Raw genomic sequence first — 18,077 nt, 5'->3', positions numbered from 1 at the left:
ACATGGTTAAATACGGTGTTGTTGGAACAGGATATTTTGGAGCTGAATTGGCTCGCTATATGCAAAAGAATGATGGAGCAGAGATTACTCTTCTCTATGATCCAGATAATGCAGAGGCAATTGCAGAAGAATTGGGAGCAAAAGTAGCAAGCTCCCTAGATGAGTTGGTTTCTAGCGATGAAGTAGATTGTGTTATCGTCGCAACTCCAAATAATCTTCATAAGGAACCGGTTATTAAGGCTGCACAACATGGTAAAAATGTTTTCTGTGAAAAACCAATTGCGCTTTCTTATCAAGATTGTCGCGAGATGGTAGATGCGTGTAAAGAAAACAATGTAACCTTTATGGCAGGACATATTATGAATTTCTTTAATGGTGTTCATCACGCAAAAGAACTCATTAATCAAGGAGTGATTGGAGACGTTCTATATTGTCACACTGCTCGTAATGGTTGGGAAGAACAACAACCGTCCGTATCATGGAAAAAAATTCGTGAAAAATCAGGTGGTCACTTGTATCACCACATCCATGAGTTGGATTGTGTTCAATTCCTTATGGGTGGCATGCCTGAAACTGTAACTATGACAGGTGGAAATGTAGCCCATGAAGGTGAACATTTCGGTGATGAAGATGATATGATTTTTGTCAATATGGAATTTTCTAATAAGCGTTTTGCCTTGTTAGAATGGGGTTCAGCTTATCGTTGGGGTGAACATTATGTCTTAATCCAAGGAACGAAAGGTGCTATCCGCTTAGACTTATTCAACTGTAAAGGAACTCTTAAGCTAGATGGACAAGAAAGCTATTTCTTGATTCACGAATCTCAAGAAGAAGATGATGATCGTACTCGTATCTATCATAGTACAGAGATGGACGGAGCAATTGCTTATGGTAAACCAGGTAAACGTACTCCATTATGGCTATCATCTGTCATTGATAAAGAAATGCGCTATCTGCATGAGATTATGCAAGGAGCTCCAGTATCAGAAGAATTTGCAAAACTATTGACAGGTGAAGCTGCTCTAGAAGCAATTGCTACTGCAGATGCTTGTACCCAGTCTATGTTTGAAGATCGCAAAGTAAAATTGTCAGAAATTGTAAAATAAATTTTGGTATTCTCCTATTATAGGCCAACTTGCTCCTCTGAAAGTACTTTTAGAGGAGCTGTTTGACTTGGCTAGTTTTTGAAACTGAAATCTATTATACTACAAACTCTTGAAAGCGTTTTATTTTTGAGGTATAATAATCTCATAGAAACAAAGAAAAAGGAAAAGGAGGAAAGAGGATGCCACAGATTAGCAAAGAAGCCTTGATTGAGCAAATCAAAGATGGAATCATCGTTTCTTGTCAGGCTCTTCCTCATGAACCGCTTTATACAGAAGCGGGAGGGGTGATTCCCTTGCTGGTCAAAGCGGCTGAGCAAGGTGGAGCAGTCGGTATCCGAGCCAATAGTGTTCGCGATATCAAGGAAATTAAGGAAGTCACCAAACTTCCGATTATTGGGATAATCAAACGAGATTATCCGCCACAAGAACCCTTCATCACGGCTACTATGAAAGAAGTTGATGAATTAGCAGAACTAGATATTGAAGTGATTGCTCTAGACTGTACTAAACGCGAACGCTACGATGGTTTGGAGATTCAGGAGTTTATCCGTCAGGTTAAGGAAAAATATCCTAACCAGCTCTTGATGGCTGATACTAGTACCTTCGAAGAAGGGTTAGCAGCCGTAGAAGCAGGAATTGACTTCGTTGGAACAACCTTATCAGGTTACACATCTTACAGTCCAAAGGTAGACGGTCCAGATTTTGAACTAATCAAGAAGCTCTGTGATGCGGGTGTAGATGTTATCGCTGAAGGGAAAATTCATACACCAGAACAAGCCAAACAAATCCTAGGATATGGAGTGCGAGGTATTGTTGTTGGTGGCGCTATTACTAGACCAAAAGAGATTACAGAACGCTTTGTTGCTGGTCTTAAATAAGATGTAAGGGGGAATTTTATGTTTAAAGTTTTACAAAAAGTTGGAAAAGCTTTTATGTTACCTATAGCTATACTTCCTGCAGCAGGTCTACTTTTGGGGATTGGTGGTGCACTTTCAAACCCAACCACGATAGCAACTTATCCAATACTAGACAATAGTTTTTTTCAATCAATATTCCAAGTAATGAGCTCTGCAGGAGAGGTTGTATTCAGTAATTTATCACTACTTCTCTGTGTGGGATTATGTATTGGCTTAGCGAAACGAGATAAAGGAACCGCTGCGCTAGCAGGAGTAACTGGTTACTTAGTTATGACTGCAACGATTAAAGCTCTGGTAAAACTTTTTATGGCAGAAGGATCTGCAATTGATACTGGAGTTATTGGAGCATTAGTTGTCGGAATAGTTGCCGTATATTTGCACAATCGATATAACAATATTCAATTACCTTCCGCTTTAGGATTCTTTGGGGGTTCACGCTTCGTTCCTATTGTTACATCGTTCTCTTCTATCTTAATTGGCTTTGTCTTCTTTGTTATTTGGCCACCTTTTCAACAACTTCTTGTTTCTACAGGTGGATATATTTCTCAGGCGGGTCCAATTGGAACTTTTCTATATGGATTTTTAATGAGACTTTCTGGAGCAGTAGGCTTACATCATATGATTTACCCTATGTTTTGGTATACTGAACTTGGTGGTGTTGAAACTGTTGCAGGACAAACAGTGGTTGGAGCTCAAAAAATATTTTTTGCTCAATTAGCCGACCCGACTCATTCTGGATTATTTACAGAAGGAACAAGGTTTTTTGCAGGTCGTTTCTCAACAATGATGTTCGGTTTACCGGCTGCCTGTTTAGCGATGTACCATAGTGTTCCTAAAAATCGTCGTAAAAAATACGCGGGTCTGTTTTTTGGAGTTGCTTTAACATCTTTTATTACCGGTATTACAGAACCAATTGAATTTATGTTTCTATTTGTCAGTCCGGTTCTATATGTTGTACACGCATTCCTTGATGGTGTCAGCTTCTTTATTGCAGACGTCTTAAATATTTCAATAGGAAACACATTCTCAGGAGGTGTAATCGATTTTACTTTATTTGGAATTTTGCAGGGGAACGCTAAAACGAATTGGGTTCTTCAGATTCCATTTGGACTTATTTGGAGTGTTCTGTATTATATTGTTTTTAGATGGTTCATTACTCAATTCAACGTTCTAACGCCAGGACGAGGAGAAGAAGTAGATTCTAAAGAAATTTCTGAATCCACAGATTCAACTTCAAATACTGCAGATCATTTAAAACAGGATAGCCTACAAATTATCAGAGCGTTGGGTGGATCAAATAATATAGAAGATGTAGATGCTTGTGTGACACGTTTACGTGTAGCTGTAAAAGAAGTTCATCAAGTTGATAAAGCACTTTTAAAACAAATTGGTGCAGTTGATGTCTTAGAAGTGAAGGGTGGTATTCAAGCAATATATGGAGCAAAAGCAATCTTATATAAAAATAGTATTAATGAAATTTTAGGTGTAGATGATTAATACTCAATGAAAATCNNTTGAAGAGATTTTCGAAGAGTATAAGTACTTACTGACTTAATAAAAAACAGAGGAGAGTGGTGGATGCGTCGGATAAAATGAAAACGTATACAAATAAAAACTTGCTCATTATCCAATATGGATACGCTTATCAATTAGGAGAATACAAATGAAATTTAGAAAACTAGCTTGTACAGTACTTGCGGGTGCTGCGATTCTTGGCCTTGCTGCATGTGGAAATTCTGGTGGAAGTAAAGATGCTGGAAAATCTGGTGGAGATAGCGGAAAAACAGAAATCACTTGGTGGGCATTCCCAGTCTTCACTCAAGAAAAAACTGGTGACGGTGTTGGAACATATGAAAAATCTATCATCGAAGCCTTTGAAAAAGCAAATCCAGATGTAAAAGTGAAATTGGAAACCATCGACTTTAAGTCAGGTCCAGAAAAGATTACTACAGCTATCGAAGCAGGTACAGCTCCAGACGTACTTTTTGACGCACCAGGACGTATCATCCAATATGGTAAAAATGGTAAATTGGCTGACTTGAATGACCTCTTCACAGATGACTTTGTTAAAGATGTCAACAATGAAAACATCGTAAAAGCAAGTAAAGCTGGAGACAAAGCTTATATGTATCCAATCAGTTCAGCACCATTCTACATGGCCATGAACAAGAAAATGTTGGAAGATGCAGGAGTTGCTAACCTTGTAAAAGAAGGTTGGACAACAGACGACTTTGAAAAAGTATTGAAAGCGCTTAAAGATAAAGGGTATACACCAGGTTCATTGTTCAGTTCTGGTCAAGGAGGAGACCAAGGAACACGTGCCTTCATCTCTAATCTTTATGGAGCTTCTGTAACAGACAAAGATGTAACAAAATATACAACTGATGATCCTAAATTCGTCAAAGGTCTTGAAAAAGCAGCTAGCTGGATCAAAGACGGTTTGTTGAACAATGGTTCACAATTTGACGGTGGAGCAGATATTCAAAACTTTGCCAACGGTCAAACATCTTACACAATCCTTTGGGCACCATCTCAAAATGGTATCCAAGCTAAACTCTTGGAAGCAAGTAAAGTAGAAGTGCTAGAAGTACCATTCCCATCAGATTCAGGTAAACCAGCTCTTGAATACCTTGTAAACGGATTTGCAGTATTCAACAACAAGGACGACAAGAAAGTTGCAGCATCTAAGAAATTCGTTCAATTCATCGCGGATGACAAAGAATGGGGTCCAAAAGATGTTGTTCGTACAGGTGCCTTCCCAGTTCGTACATCATTTGGTAAACTCTATGATGACAAACGTATGGAAACAATCGGTGCTTGGACTAAGTACTACTCACCATACTACAATACAATTGATGGTTTTGCAGAAATGAGAACTCTATGGTTCCCAATGTTGCAATCAGTTTCAAATGGCGATCAAAAACCAGCTGATGCTTTGAAAGCTTTCACTGAAAAAGCTAACGAAACTATCAAAAAAGCTACAAAACAATAAGCACTGAATCAGATTGACTCCTCCCTTTTCCCTGTGCATAATCTATGTAAGAAAAGGGAGGATTTTATTTGAAATATCAGGAACTGTCACGAAATTAAAATGAAGTTCTTACATAAGAGAATCTTAAAAAATTTCATTTTGATTTTAAAACAGTTCAAGAAAATCCAAAATATTCTATTTGTGAAAGAGAGGTGCCGACTGTGAAAGTCAATAAAATTCGTATGCGGGAAACAGTGATTTCCTACGCTTTCTTAGCACCAGTATTATTCTTCTTTGTCATCTTTGTATTGGTTCCTATGATTATGGGATTCATTACAAGTTTCTTTAACTATTCAATGACTAAATTTGAGTTTGTGGGTTTGGACAACTACATTCGTATGTTTAAAGACCCTGTCTTTATGAAGTCTTTGATTAACACAGTTATTTTGGTTGTTGGATCTGTACCGATTGTTGTTCTCTTTTCGCTCTTTGTGGCGTCGCAAACCTACCATCAAAATGCTATTGCCAGATCTTTCTACCGTTTCGTCTTCTTCCTTCCTGTTGTAACAGGTAGTGTTGCCGTAACAGTTGTTTGGAAATGGATTTATGATCCACTATCAGGGATTCTAAACTTTGTCCTTAAGTCAAGCCATATCATCAGCCAGAATATTTCTTGGTTGGGAGATAAACACTGGGCATTACTGGCAATTATGATTATCCTCTTGACAACTTCAGTTGGTCAACCAATCATCCTCTACATAGCTGCTATGGGGAATATTGACAATTCACTGGTTGAAGCGGCTCGTGTAGACGGTGCAACTGAATTTCAAGTTTTCTGGAAGATTAAATGGCCAAGCCTTCTTCCAACAACTCTCTACATCGCAATCATCACAACAATTAACTCATTTCAAGTTTTCGCCTTGATTCAACTATTAACATCTGGTGGGCCAAACTACTCAACAAGTACCTTGATGTACTACCTTTACGAAAAAGCCTTCCAATTGACCGAATACGGGTATGCTAATACCATTGGTGTCTTCTTGGCAGTCATGATTGCTATTGTAAGCTTTGTTCAATTTAAGGCGCTCGGAAATGACGTAGAATATTAAAGAAAGGAGACAGCTATGCAATCTACACAAAAGAAACCTATAACAGCTTTCACTGTTATTTCAACTATTATCTTGCTCTTGTTGACCGTGCTGTTCATCTTTCCATTCTACTGGATTTTGACAGGGGCCTTCAAATCACAACCTGATACCATCGTTATTCCACCACAATGGTTCCCTAAAATGCCAACCATGGAAAACTTCCAACAACTCATGGTGCAAAACCCTGCTATGCAGTGGATGTGGAACTCTGTGTTTATCTCATTGGTAACCATGTTCTTAGTCTGTGCGACCTCATCTCTAGCAGGTTATGTATTGGCTAAAAAACGTTTCTATGGGCAACGTATTCTCTTTGCAATCTTTATTGCTGCTATGGCACTTCCAAAACAAGTTGTCCTTGTACCATTGGTACGTATCGTCAACTTCATGGGAATTCACGATACTCTCTGGGCAGTTATCTTGCCTTTGATTGGATGGCCATTCGGGGTCTTCCTCATGAAACAGTTCAGTGAGAATATTCCTACAGAGTTGCTTGAATCAGCTAAAATCGACGGTTGTGGTGAGATTCGTACCTTCTGGAGCGTAGCCTTCCCAATTGTGAAACCAGGATTTGCAGCACTTGCAATCTTTACCTTCATCAATACATGGAACGACTACTTCATGCAGTTGGTTATGTTGACTTCACGTAATAATTTGACCATTTCACTCGGTGTTGCGACTATGCAGGCTGAAATGGCAACCAACTATGGTTTGATCATGGCAGGTGCAGCTCTTGCTGCTGTGCCAATCGTAACAGTCTTCTTAGTATTTCAAAAATCCTTCACACAAGGTATTACTATGGGAGCTGTTAAAGGATAAGAAACGATTTCTTTTACAGTATCAATTTGCTATTGCTAGCATGATCTAAAAACCTCCGACAGTGAATGACACTGTTGGAGGTGTTAGTTTTAATCGCTTAATGACGATTTTTAAAGGGGAAAATAATGATTTTTGACGATTTAAAAAATATCACCTTTTATAAAGGAATTCATCCAAATCTTGATAAAGCAATTGATTATCTTTATGAACATCGTAAAGATTCGTTCGAATTAGGAAAATATGATATTGATGGGGATAAGGTCTTTCTAGTTGTTCAAGAAAATGTCCTAAATAAAGTTGAAAATGATCAATTTGAACATCACAAGAACTATGCTGACTTGCATTTGTTGGTAGAAGGCCATGAATATTCTAGTTACGGTTCACGTATCAAAGATGAAGCAGTAGCATTTGACGAAACAAGTGATATTGGTTTTGTCCATTGTCATGAACACTACCCACTCTTGTTGGGTTATCACAATTTTGCGATTTTCTTCCCAGGAGAGCCACATCAACCAAATGGTTATGCAGGTATGGAAGATCAAGTTCGCAAATATCTCTTTAAAATTTTGATTGATTAAAAATAGGATGAATTGTCTTTTTGTAAATCTTTGACAATAATCTACCATGAAATTGGTCTTTTTGAGGTAGAGAAATGAGGTCTTATTGTCAGTATCTTTATTCAGAAATGCTATTGGTATGGCAGGATTGAAGTTCAGCAAAGTCTTTATGGCTGCGGGAGCAAGAGTAGGATTACTGACCAAGATTTATGGAAGGATTTTACAAATAGCTGTGAATCTAGTTGATGTATATGGTTGTATAAACTTTTAAAACGAGAGAATGAAAGCACTTTGTATTTTTTTATTGAATATGTTAGCTTGGACAGTGCTTGCAATGATAGTCCGTGGAGGGCTAGATGGATTTAATGAGCATACTTGGAGTACTATTTTAATTGCTTCGCTGTCCGGGATATATATAGATTATATGTCCATAGATAAAAATAGAAAAAAGTCCAAAAGAAAAAAGAAAAAATAGCTTTGTTCATGGTAGGGACTTATGAAAGCTTTACTGATAAAAAAGAAAATAGTTTACAAAGAAAAATGATGGGGGAGCAAAGATGTCACAAAAAGGAAGAAGTCTCATCAAGGCAGCATTTGATACAGACAACTTTCTCATGCGAATTAGTGAGAAGGTTTTAGATATTGTAACAGTCAATCTTCTCTTTGTAGTAACTTGTTTGCCAATCGTAACGATTGGAGTGGCTAAAATCAGCCTCTACGAGACCATGTTCGAAGTTAAGAAGAGCAGACGTGTTCCAGTTTTTAGAACCTATCTAAGAGTTTTCAGGCAAAATCTGAAACTAGGTTTTCAGTTGGGGATGTTAGAATTAGGAATTGTATTTCTAACTCTTTCAGATCTATATCTTTTCTGGGGTCAAACAGCTCTGCCCTTCCAATTGGTGAAAGCTATTTGTCTAGGCATTCTGATTTTCCTTACCATTGTGATGTTGGCTAGCTATCCTATCGCGGCACGTTATGACCTATCTTGGAAAGAAATTCTCCAAAAAGGATTGATGTTGGCTAGTTTTAATGCTCCTTGGTTTATCTTGATGATTGCAATTATCTTTTTGATTTTGATGATTCTATATCTATCAGCCTTTACCCTTCTATTGGGAGGATCAGCTTTTATTCTCTTTGGTTTTGGACTCCTTGCTTTTTTACAAGTAGGAGTAATGGAAAAGCTATTTGCTAAGTATGAGTAAGGGGTGTAATTATTTCTGAAACTACTTTCAAACGCTCCAAACGCTATTCTATAAGCAAGAAACTAAAATCTAAGTGTCTATAAGATATTGAAAGCCTTTTCGGTAAAGTGTATACTAAAGAAGTAAAGAAAGAATCTGCTTTAGCAGAAAATAAAAATAATAGGAGAAAATCTATGTCAGATTTGAAAAAATACGAAGGTGTCATTCCAGCCTTCTACGCATGTTATGATGATCAAGGAGAAGTAAGTCCAGAGCGTACGCGTGCCTTGGTTCAATACTTCATTGATAAAGGTGTTCAAGGTCTTTATGTTAATGGTTCTTCTGGGGAATGTATCTACCAAAGCGTTGAAGACCGCAAGTTGATTTTGGAAGAAGTCCTGGCAGTTGCTAAAGGTAAATTAACTATTATTGCCCATGTTGCTTGCAATAATACTAAAGATAGTATGGAACTTGCTCGTCATGCTGAAAGCTTAGGAGTAGATGCCATTGCAACGATTCCACCAATTTACTTCCGCTTGCCAGAATACTCAGTTGCTAAATATTGGAACGATATCAGTTCTGCAGCTCCAAACACAGACTATGTGATCTACAACATTCCTCAATTGGCAGGGGTTGCTTTGACTCCAAGCCTTTACACAGAAATGTTGAAAAATCCTCGTGTTATCGGTGTTAAGAACTCTTCTATGCCAGTTCAAGATATCCAAACCTTTGTGAGCCTTGGTGGGGAAGACCATATCGTCTTTAACGGTCCAGATGAACAGTTCCTAGGTGGTCGCCTCATGGGTGCCAAAGCTGGTATCGGTGGTACATATGGTGCTATGCCAGAACTCTTCTTGAAACTCAATCAGTTGATTGCGGATAAAGACTTGGAAACAGCGCGTGAGTTGCAGTATGCTATCAACGCTATCATTGGTAAACTCACTGCTGCACATGGAAATATGTACGGTGTGATTAAGGAAGTCTTGAAGATCAATGAAGGCTTGAATATTGGTTCTGTTCGTTCACCATTGACACCAGTAACGGAAGAAGATCGTCCAGTTGTAGAAGCAGCTGCAGCCTTGATTCGTGAAACCAAGGAGCGCTTCCTCTAATCCATAAGGAGGTATTTATGACACACTACGTTGCAATTGATATAGGTGGAACCAACATCAAATATGGTTTGATCGACCAAGAAGGCCAACTTCTTGAATCACATGAAATGCCAACAGAGGCGCATAAGGGTGGACCTCATATCTTACAAAAAACCAAAGATATTGTAGCCAGCTATTTAGAAAAAGGCCCAGTAGCAGGTGTTGCCATTTCTTCTGCAGGAATGGTGGATCCAGATAAGGGTGAGATTTTCTATGCTGGGCCTCAGATTCCAAATTATGCAGGAACCCAGTTCAAGAAGGAAATCGAGACTAGCTTTACTATTCCTTGTGAAATTGAGAATGACGTCAACTGTGCAGGTCTGGCTGAAGCGGTATCTGGTTCAGGCAAGGGAGCGAGTGTCACCCTTTGCTTGACCATTGGAACAGGTATTGGTGGTTGTTTGATTATGGATGGGAAAGTCTTCCATGGTTTTAGCAATTCGGCCTGTGAAGTTGGTTATATGCATATGCAGGATGGAGCGTTCCAAGATTTGGCTTCTACAACAGCTTTAGTGAAATATGTAGCTGAAGCACATGGAGAAGATGTTGATCAGTGGAATGGCCGACGCATCTTTAAGGAAGCCACTGAAGGCAACAAGATTTGTATGGCTGGTATTGACCGTATGGTAGACTATCTAGGAAAAGGTCTGGCAAATATTTGCTACGTGGCCAATCCAGAGGTAGTCATTCTGGGTGGGGGTATCATGGGGCAAGAGGCAATCCTCAAACCCAAGATCCGCACAGCCTTAAAAGATGCCTTGGTACCAAGCCTAGCTGAAAAAACACGATTAGAATTTGCCCATCACCAGAATACAGCAGGGATGTTGGGTGCATATTATCATTTTAAGACAAAACAATCCTAGTTTGGCTGAGCCAAACTAGGATTTTCTGACACGTTTTTGTCTACGATAGCCGTTGAGTTTTTTATTTTCCCAGTAGCTATTAAAGATTTTTTCCTTGCTTTCGCGATTGATTTCCAAAAAGTAGGCATAAATCAAATCAATAAAGAAGAGCATAGGAAGTTGAGCGGATATTCGTTGGATGTAGGAGGGTTGGCTGTGGGTGGCTACAAGAACAGTCTCGGTATAGGTCTGGCTATCTTTATTGGGAACACTTGTAAAGAGTACAGTCTTTGCCCCCATCTCCTTGGCATCTAATAGACTATCTAAAATAGAGGGAGTTGTGCCAGAAAGTGAGAAACCAAGTACGAGACAATTTTCGTCCATAATACTGGTTGTCCAGGCAAAGCCATCTTGATCGGTCAAAGCCTCGCAGACCACACCCAGACGCATGAACCGCAATTTCATTTCACGAGCGACAAGGCCAGAACTCCCTGTTCCGAAGAAGTAGATACGCTCAGCCTCTTCGATTAGCTGGGCAATTCGTTCTAGTTGGACTTCGTCAATCAAGTTTTGTGTTTGTTCCCTCATATTGCTATAACTTCTGAGGACTCGTTTGGTCAGTGGACTGTGCTTGGAGACTTGGTTGGCTTGATTTTCTGCCTCATGTTGGTATTGGAAAATAAATTCTCGGTAGCCAGTAAAGCCACACTTTTTAGCAAAGCGGGTCAAAGCAGCCTGAGAGATATGTAATTTTTGAGTGACATGTTGGGAAGATAAATCATCTGTAATCGTTTCAGCTTGTAAAAAATAGCGAGCGATTTCTTGCTCTAGGTCTGTCATTTCTTCAAAATGTGAATCAATGACAGTTGCGATATCTGGTTTGTCCATAGGGAAGGCTCCTTTAAATGAGTCGTATTGGAAAAAGGCTAGATTATTGAACTTTTACATTCATTATAACATACAATATAGGGATGGATAAATAAAAACGTATCTTACTGTAAAAACGAAAAAAAGCTTCTTTCTTTTCCATAATTTTCTGCTCAAATTGTGGTACAATTAAGAGTAAGATTTTAAGTTAGAAATGAGACTGATTTGTATGAGAAAATTTAACAGCCATTCGATTCCGATTCGGCTTAATTTATTGTTTTCAATCGTCATTTTACTCTTTATGACCATTATTGGTCGTTTGTTGTATATGCAGGTTTTGAACAAGGATTTTTACGAAAAAAAGCTAGCCTCAGCTAGTCAGACCAAGGTCACAACCAGTTCTGCCCGTGGGGAAATCTATGATGCTAGTGGAAAACCTTTGGTAGAAAATACGTTAAAGCAGGTTGTTTCCTTTACGCGTAGCAATAAAATGACGGCTACAGACTTAAAAGAAATAGCTAAAAAGTTACTGACTTATGTGAGCATCAGCTCTCCTAATTTGACAGAACGCCAGCTGGCTGATTATTATTTGGCTGATCCTGAAATCTATAAAAAAACAGTGGAAGCTCTCTCAAGTGAGAAACGCTTGGATTCAGATGGCAATCGCTTATCCGAATCAGAACTGTATAACAATGCGGTCGATAGTGTCCCAACAAGTCAACTAAACTATACAGAGGATGAAAAGAAAGAAATCTATCTTTTTAGTCAGTTAAATGCTGTTGGAAACTTTGCGACAGGAACCATTGCGACAGATCCTCTAAATGATTCTCAGGTGGCTGTTATTGCCTCTATTTCAAAGGAGATGCCTGGCATCAGTATTTCTACTTCTTGGGATAGAAAGGTTTTGGAAACTTCCCTTTCTTCTATAGTAGGGAGTGTATCCAGTGAAAAAGCTGGTCTCCCAGCGGAAGAAGCAGAAGCCTATCTTAAAAAAGGCTATTCTCTAAATGACCGTGTTGGAACCTCCTATTTGGAAAAGCAATATGAAGAGACCTTACAAGGAAAACGCTCGGTAAAAGAAATCCATCTGGATAAATATGGCAATATGGAAAGCGTGGATACAATTGAGGAAGGTAGTAAGGGAAACAATATCAAACTGACCATTGATTTGGCCTTCCAAGATAGCGTGGATGCTTTGCTGAAAAGTTATTTCAATTCCGAGCTAGGAAATGGTGGAGCCAAGTATTCTGAGGGTGTGTATGCAGTCGCCCTTAACCCCAAAACAGGTGCTGTTTTGTCTATGTCAGGACTCAAACATGACCTGAAAACGGGAGAGTTGACTCCTGATTCCTTGGGAACGGTAACCAATGTCTTTGTCCCAGGTTCGGTTGTCAAGGCTGCGACCATCAGCTCTGGCTGGGAAAATGGAGTCTTATCAGGAAACCAGACCTTAACAGATCAGCCTATTGTTTTCCAAGGTTCAGCTCCAATTTATTCTTGGTATAAATTGGCATATGGATCTTTTCCTATTACAGCTGTGGAAGCCTTGGAGTATTCATCTAATGCTTACATGGTTCAAACCGCTCTTGGAATCATGGGCCAGACCTATCAACCCAATATGTTTGTCGGCACCAGCAAGCTAGAGTCTGCTATGGGGAAATTGCGTTCAACCTTTGGTGAATATGGTTTGGGTTCTGCGACCGGGATTGACCTACCAGATGAATCTACTGGATTTGTTCCCAAAGACTATAGCTTTGCTAATTACATTACTAATGCCTTTGGGCAGTTTGATAACTATACGCCCATGCAGTTGGCTCAGTATGTAGCAACTATTGCAAATGATGGTGTTCGTGTGGCTCCTCGTATTGTTGAAGGCATTTATGGTAATAATGATAAGGGAGGACTGGGCGACTTGATTCAGCAACTGCAACCGACAGAGATGAATAAGGTCAATATATCCGACTCCGATATGAGTGTCTTGCACCAAGGTTTTTATCAGGTTGCTCATGGGACTAGTGGATTGACAACTGGACGTGCCTTTTCAAATGGTGCCTTGGTATCTATTAGCGGAAAAACGGGGACAGCCGAAAGCTATGTGGCAGATGGTCAGCAAGCAACCAATACCAATGCGGTGGCCTATGCCCCATCTGATAATCCCCAAATCGCTGTTGCAGTGGTCTTTCCTCATAATACCAATCTAACAAATGGTGTAGGACCTTCCATTGCGCGTGACATTATCAATCTGTATCAAAAATACCATCCAATGAACTAGAAAGGAAATTATGCTTTATCCAACACCCATTGCCAAGCTGATTGACAGTTATTCTAAGTTACCAGGTATCGGGATTAAGACGGCTACGCGTCTGGCCTTTTATACGATTGGGATGTCTGATGATGATGTCAATGAATTTGCAAAAAATCTCCTTTCTGCTAAGAGAGAATTGACCTACTGTTCTATTTGTGGACGTTTGACAGACGACGATCCTTGTTCTATCTGTACTGATCCGACTCGTGACCAGACAACGATTTTGGTGCTAGAGGATAGTCGGGATGTGGCGGCCATGGAAAATATCCAAGAATACCATGGACTCTATCATGTCCTGCATGGCCTTATTTCTCCTATGAATGGTATCAGTCCAGACGATATCAATCTCAAGAGCCTTATGACTCGTCTGATGGATAGTGAAGTTTCAGAGGTAATCGTAGCAACCAATGCCACAGCAGATGGGGAAGCGACTTCCATGTATCTTTCCCGCTTACTCAAGCCAGCTGGGATCAAGGTTACGCGTCTAGCACGAGGCCTCGCTGTCGGAGCAGATATCGAGTATGCGGACGAAGTGACCCTTTTACGGGCTATTGAAAATCGAACAGAGTTGTAAGTGTAGACAAATTTACGAACTCCATTCATTTATAAAAAATTAAGGAGGCTGAAAATCGTTACTATCGGCCTCTTTTTGTATAGTGTGATGAGTAGGATCAGGTTCAAGTTTTAAAAAAACAAGCAAATATGATATACTAAAGAGCGAGTATTCTAGTAGAATTAGGACAAGTAATATGAAACAAACGATTATTCTTTTATATGGTGGACGGAGTGCGGAACGCGAAGTCTCTGTCCTTTCAGCTGAGAGTGTCATGCGTGCGGTCAATTACGACCGTTTCACAGTTAAGACTTTCTTTATCAGTCAGTCAGGTGACTTTATCAAAACGCAGGAATTTAGTCAGACTCCAGGTCAAGAGGACCGTCTCATGACCAATGCGACCATTGATTGGGATAAGAAAGTTGCACCAAGTGCCATCTACGAAGAAGGGGCAGTTGTCTTTCCAGTTCTTCACGGTCCGATGGGAGAAGATGGCTCTGTCCAAGGATTCTTGGAAGTTTTGAAAATGCCTTATGTCGGCTGCAATATCTTGTCATCTAGCCTTGCAATGGATAAAATCACTACCAAGCGTGTGTTAGAATCTGCTGGTATTGCCCAAGTTCCTTATGTGGCTATCGTTGAAGGGGATGATGTGACTGCTAAAATCGTTGAAGTGGAAGAAAAATTGGCTTATCCAGTCTTCACAAAGCCGTCCAACATGGGTTCTAGTGTCGGTATTTCTAAGTCTGAAAATCAAGAAGAACTTCGTCAGGCTTTGGAACTTGCCTTCCGATATGACAGTCGTGTCTTGGTAGAGCAAGGGGTAAATGCCCGTGAAATCGAGGTTGGTCTCTTGGGGAACTACGATGTCAAAAGCACCCTTCCAGGAGAAGTAGTCAAGGATGTTGCCTTTTATGACTATGACGCCAAGTATATCGATAACAAGATTACTATGGATATTCCAGCCAAGATCAGTGATGATGTAGTAGCTGTCATGCGTCAAAATGCAGAAACGGCCTTCCGTGCTATTGGAGGACTTGGTCTCTCTCGTTGTGATTTCTTCTATACAGATAAGGGCGAAATTTTCCTAAACGAGCTTAATACCATGCCAGGCTTCACCCAGTGGTCTATGTATCCATTACTTTGGGACAATATGGGAATCAGCTACCCAGACCTAATCGAGCGCTTGGTTGACCTTGCAAAGGAAAGTTTTGACAAGCGCGAAGCGCATTTGCTATAAAAATGAAAGAGAGGGTAGAAGCCAGAACCATCACTGCAAGGTGACTAGAGTTCTCGAGCTTCGCCCCTTTTTAAAGGAGTAGAAATGAAATTAACAATTCATGAAGTGGCCCAAGTTGTCGGAGCTAAAAATGATGTTAGTCTTTTTGCGGACGCCCAGTTAGAAAAGGCTGAGTTTGACAGTCGATTGATTGGGACTGGAGATTTATTTGTGCCACTCAAAGGTGCGCGTGACGGTCATGACTTTATTGAAACAGCCTTTGAAAATGGCGCTGCTGTAACCTTGTCTGAGAAAGAAATCGCAAATCATCCCTACATTCTAGTAGATGATGTTTTGACTGCCTTTCAAACCCTAGCTGCCTACTATCTTGAAAAAACAGCGGTTGATGTCTTTGCGGTTACGGGTTCAAATGGCAAGACAACGACCAAAGACATGTTGGCGCATTTACTGTCAACGACCTACAAAACTTACAAAACACAAGGAAACTACAATAATGAGATTGGTCTTCCATACACAGTTCTCCATATGCCTGAAGGAACAGAAAAGTTGGTTTTGGAGATGGGACAGGATCACTTGGGAGATATTCATCTCTTGTCTGAATTGGCTCATCCAAAAACAGCCATCGTGACCTTGGTTGGAGAGGCTCATTTGGCCTTTTTCAAAGATCGTTCGGAAATCGCTAAAGGGAAAATGCAAATTACAGATGGGATGGCACCTGGTTCCTTGCTCTTGGCACCAGCTGACTCCATTGTAGAGGACTATTTGCCAACAGATAAAAAGGTGGTTCGTTTTGGGCAAGGAGCAGAGTTGGAAATCACAGACTTGGTTGAGCGCAAGGATAGTCTGACATTTAAGGCTAATTTCTTGGAACAAGACCTTGATTTGCCAGTGACTGGTAAGTACAATGCCACCAATGCTATGATTGCATCCTATGTTGCCTTGGAAGAAGGAGTTTCAGAGGAACAAATTCGTCAGGCCTTCCAAGGTCTTGAATTGACGCGTAACCGTACCGAATGGAAGAAAGCAGTCAATGGAGCGGATATCTTGTCAGATGTTTACAATGCCAATCCAACTGCTATGAAGTTGATTTTGGAGACTTTTTCTGCCATTCCAGCCAACGAAGGTGGCAAAAAAATCGCTGTTTTGGCGGATATGAAGGAACTGGGTAACCAGTCAGTTCAGCTCCATAACCAGATGATTTTGAGCCTCTCACCAGATGTACTGGATACCGTGATTTTCTATGGAGCAGATATTGCTGAATTAGCCCAATTGGCCAGTCAAATGTTCCCAATTGGCCACGTTTACTACTTCAAGAAAACAGAAGACCAAGACCAATTTGAAGACCTAGTCAAGCAGGTCAAGGAAAGTCTAGGAGCCCACGACCAAATCCTGCTCAAGGGCTCTAATTCTATGAATCTAGCCAAGTTGGTAGAAAGTTTAGAAAATGAATGCTAGTGATTTTGCCAAACATTTACGTATTTCTAAATTCATTTTTTTTAAGTAGCATGGTATAATAAAATGCAGGAAAATTTTGAATCATGAGGAAGACTAGATGAATTTATGGGATATTTTCTTTACGACCCAAGCAACAGAGCCACCCCAATTTGACCTTTTTTGGTATGTCAGTATATTTACACTCTTGGCTTTGACCTTTTATACAGCCTATCGTTATCGTGAAAAGAAGGTTTACCAACGATTTTTCCAGATTTTACAGGCCGTTCAGTTAATCCTACTTTATGGTTGGTACTGGGTCAATCATATGCCACTATCAGAAAGCTTACCCTTTTACCATTGCCGTATGGCCATGTTTGTGGTACTTTTGCTTCCTGGTCAGTCCAAATATAGGCAGTATTTTGCATTACTAGGAACATTTGGGACATTAGCAGCCTTTGTTTATCCAGTGTCAGATGCCTATCCTTTCCCCCATATCACTATTTTATCCTTTATTTTTGGGCATTTAGCACTCTTGGGGAACTCTCTAGTTTATCTCTTGAGACAGTATAATGCGCGATTGCTGGATGTGAAGGGGATTTTTCTCATGACCTTTGCCCTAAATGCCTTGATTTTTGTAGTCAATTTGGTAACAGGTGGTGATTATGGATTTTTGACAAAACCGCCATTGGTTGGAGATCACGGCTTAGTGGCTAATTATTTAATCGTTTCTCTGGCCCTGTCAGCAGCGATTACGTTAACAAAGAAAATTTTGGAACTATTTTTAGAACAAGAAGCAGAAAAAATGATTGCAAAGAAAGCTTAACACAGAGCTTTCTTTTTTTGTCTTAGAGAGTTTTTACAAGCAGCTTATAAAATAAAAATTTCTGAATAGACAAACTCAAAAATTGGCTGGGAAATTTAGGAAAAAAGCAAGCACGATTAAAATTTTTGTGTTATAATATTCTGTGAATAGCTATGCCTAGGTTTAG

The 18,077-nt window shown here is 39.8% G+C and carries 18 protein-coding genes; 17 read left to right on the top strand and 1 reads right to left on the bottom strand.

Translation table 11 applies throughout. The features are described 5' to 3' along the window. The first annotated feature begins 2 nt into the window (after positions 1-2). The 12 genes from HT721_RS01705 to HT721_RS01655 all read left to right on the top strand — a co-directional run bounded on the left by HT721_RS01705 (position 3) and on the right by HT721_RS01655 (position 10,710). Positions 3-1,106 (top strand): Gfo/Idh/MocA family oxidoreductase, encoded by a 1,104-nt coding sequence (locus tag HT721_RS01705; protein WP_000241735.1) that lies wholly within the window; start codon positions 3-5, stop codon positions 1,104-1,106. Positions 1,107-1,285: 179 nt separating this feature from the next. After that, positions 1,286-1,984, top strand: coding sequence for an N-acetylmannosamine-6-phosphate 2-epimerase (locus HT721_RS01700; RefSeq protein WP_173228773.1), 699 nt, complete (start codon positions 1,286-1,288; stop codon positions 1,982-1,984). A gap of 18 nt (positions 1,985-2,002) precedes the next feature. Continuing rightward, on the top strand, positions 2,003-3,520 hold the full coding sequence (locus HT721_RS01695; protein WP_000477437.1) for a PTS transporter subunit EIIC: 1,518 nt from the start codon (positions 2,003-2,005) through the stop codon (positions 3,518-3,520). A 166-nt stretch (positions 3,521-3,686) separates the two neighbouring features. Beyond that, entirely contained in the window at positions 3,687-5,015 is a 1,329-nt protein-coding gene (locus HT721_RS01690) for an ABC transporter substrate-binding protein (protein WP_020900413.1), read from the top strand. 221 nt (positions 5,016-5,236) lie between these two features. Further along, entirely contained in the window at positions 5,237-6,103 is an 867-nt protein-coding gene (locus HT721_RS01685) for a sugar ABC transporter permease (RefSeq protein WP_153193231.1), read from the top strand. Positions 6,104-6,118: 15 nt separating this feature from the next. Continuing rightward, the gene (locus HT721_RS01680; protein ID WP_001192117.1) at positions 6,119-6,958 is read left to right on the top strand and encodes a carbohydrate ABC transporter permease; all 840 of its coding nucleotides are present in this window, start codon (positions 6,119-6,121) and stop codon (positions 6,956-6,958) included. Positions 6,959-7,083: 125 nt separating this feature from the next. Beyond that, positions 7,084-7,536: a YhcH/YjgK/YiaL family protein gene (locus HT721_RS01675; protein ID WP_173228771.1), complete on the top strand. Its 453-nt coding sequence runs from the start codon at positions 7,084-7,086 to the stop codon at positions 7,534-7,536. A gap of 85 nt (positions 7,537-7,621) precedes the next feature. Beyond that, positions 7,622-7,786: a hypothetical protein gene (locus HT721_RS01670; RefSeq protein ID WP_173228713.1), complete on the top strand. Its 165-nt coding sequence runs from the start codon at positions 7,622-7,624 to the stop codon at positions 7,784-7,786. A 9-nt stretch (positions 7,787-7,795) separates the two neighbouring features. Continuing rightward, the gene (locus tag HT721_RS11070; RefSeq protein WP_025169385.1) at positions 7,796-7,990 is read left to right on the top strand and encodes a hypothetical protein; all 195 of its coding nucleotides are present in this window, start codon (positions 7,796-7,798) and stop codon (positions 7,988-7,990) included. 82 nt (positions 7,991-8,072) lie between these two features. Further along, the gene (locus tag HT721_RS01665) at positions 8,073-8,717 is read left to right on the top strand and encodes a YesL family protein (RefSeq protein WP_173228769.1); all 645 of its coding nucleotides are present in this window, start codon (positions 8,073-8,075) and stop codon (positions 8,715-8,717) included. Positions 8,718-8,890: 173 nt separating this feature from the next. Beyond that, positions 8,891-9,808, top strand: coding sequence for a dihydrodipicolinate synthase family protein (locus HT721_RS01660; protein WP_173228766.1), 918 nt, complete (start codon positions 8,891-8,893; stop codon positions 9,806-9,808). Between the two features lie 17 nt (positions 9,809-9,825). Further along, positions 9,826-10,710: an ROK family protein gene (locus HT721_RS01655; RefSeq protein WP_173228764.1), complete on the top strand. Its 885-nt coding sequence runs from the start codon at positions 9,826-9,828 to the stop codon at positions 10,708-10,710. 15 nt (positions 10,711-10,725) lie between these two features. Here HT721_RS01655 and HT721_RS01650 read toward each other — a convergent pair whose 3' ends face one another. Then, positions 10,726-11,577 (bottom strand): MurR/RpiR family transcriptional regulator, encoded by an 852-nt coding sequence (locus HT721_RS01650; RefSeq protein ID WP_173228762.1) that lies wholly within the window; start codon positions 11,575-11,577, stop codon positions 10,726-10,728. Between the two features lie 193 nt (positions 11,578-11,770). On the opposite strand from HT721_RS01650, the gene pbp2b reads away from it, so the two are divergent. The 5 genes from pbp2b to HT721_RS01625 all read left to right on the top strand — a co-directional run bounded on the left by pbp2b (position 11,771) and on the right by HT721_RS01625 (position 17,911). Continuing rightward, positions 11,771-13,828, top strand: coding sequence for a penicillin-binding protein 2B (pbp2b, locus tag HT721_RS01645; RefSeq protein ID WP_173228760.1), 2,058 nt, complete (start codon positions 11,771-11,773; stop codon positions 13,826-13,828). 10 nt (positions 13,829-13,838) lie between these two features. Then, the gene (gene recR, locus HT721_RS01640; protein WP_000966754.1) at positions 13,839-14,435 is read left to right on the top strand and encodes a recombination mediator RecR; all 597 of its coding nucleotides are present in this window, start codon (positions 13,839-13,841) and stop codon (positions 14,433-14,435) included. Between the two features lie 175 nt (positions 14,436-14,610). Beyond that, positions 14,611-15,654 (top strand): D-alanine--D-alanine ligase, encoded by a 1,044-nt coding sequence (locus tag HT721_RS01635; RefSeq protein WP_173228758.1) that lies wholly within the window; start codon positions 14,611-14,613, stop codon positions 15,652-15,654. A gap of 84 nt (positions 15,655-15,738) precedes the next feature. After that, positions 15,739-17,109 (top strand): UDP-N-acetylmuramoyl-tripeptide--D-alanyl-D-alanine ligase, encoded by a 1,371-nt coding sequence (gene murF / locus HT721_RS01630; RefSeq protein WP_173228755.1) that lies wholly within the window; start codon positions 15,739-15,741, stop codon positions 17,107-17,109. Between the two features lie 97 nt (positions 17,110-17,206). Next, complete coding sequence (locus HT721_RS01625) at positions 17,207-17,911, top strand: TIGR02206 family membrane protein (RefSeq protein ID WP_173228753.1); 705 nt, start codon at positions 17,207-17,209, stop codon at positions 17,909-17,911. Positions 17,912-18,077 lie beyond the last annotated feature (166 nt).

Origin of the sequence: Streptococcus sp. 4094 (assembly GCF_013277125.1) — a bacterium.
Classification (GTDB): Bacteria; Bacillota; Bacilli; order Lactobacillales; family Streptococcaceae; genus Streptococcus.
Note: the sequence above shows the minus strand (reverse complement) of the source record. Positions and strands in the feature narration are given on the sequence as shown.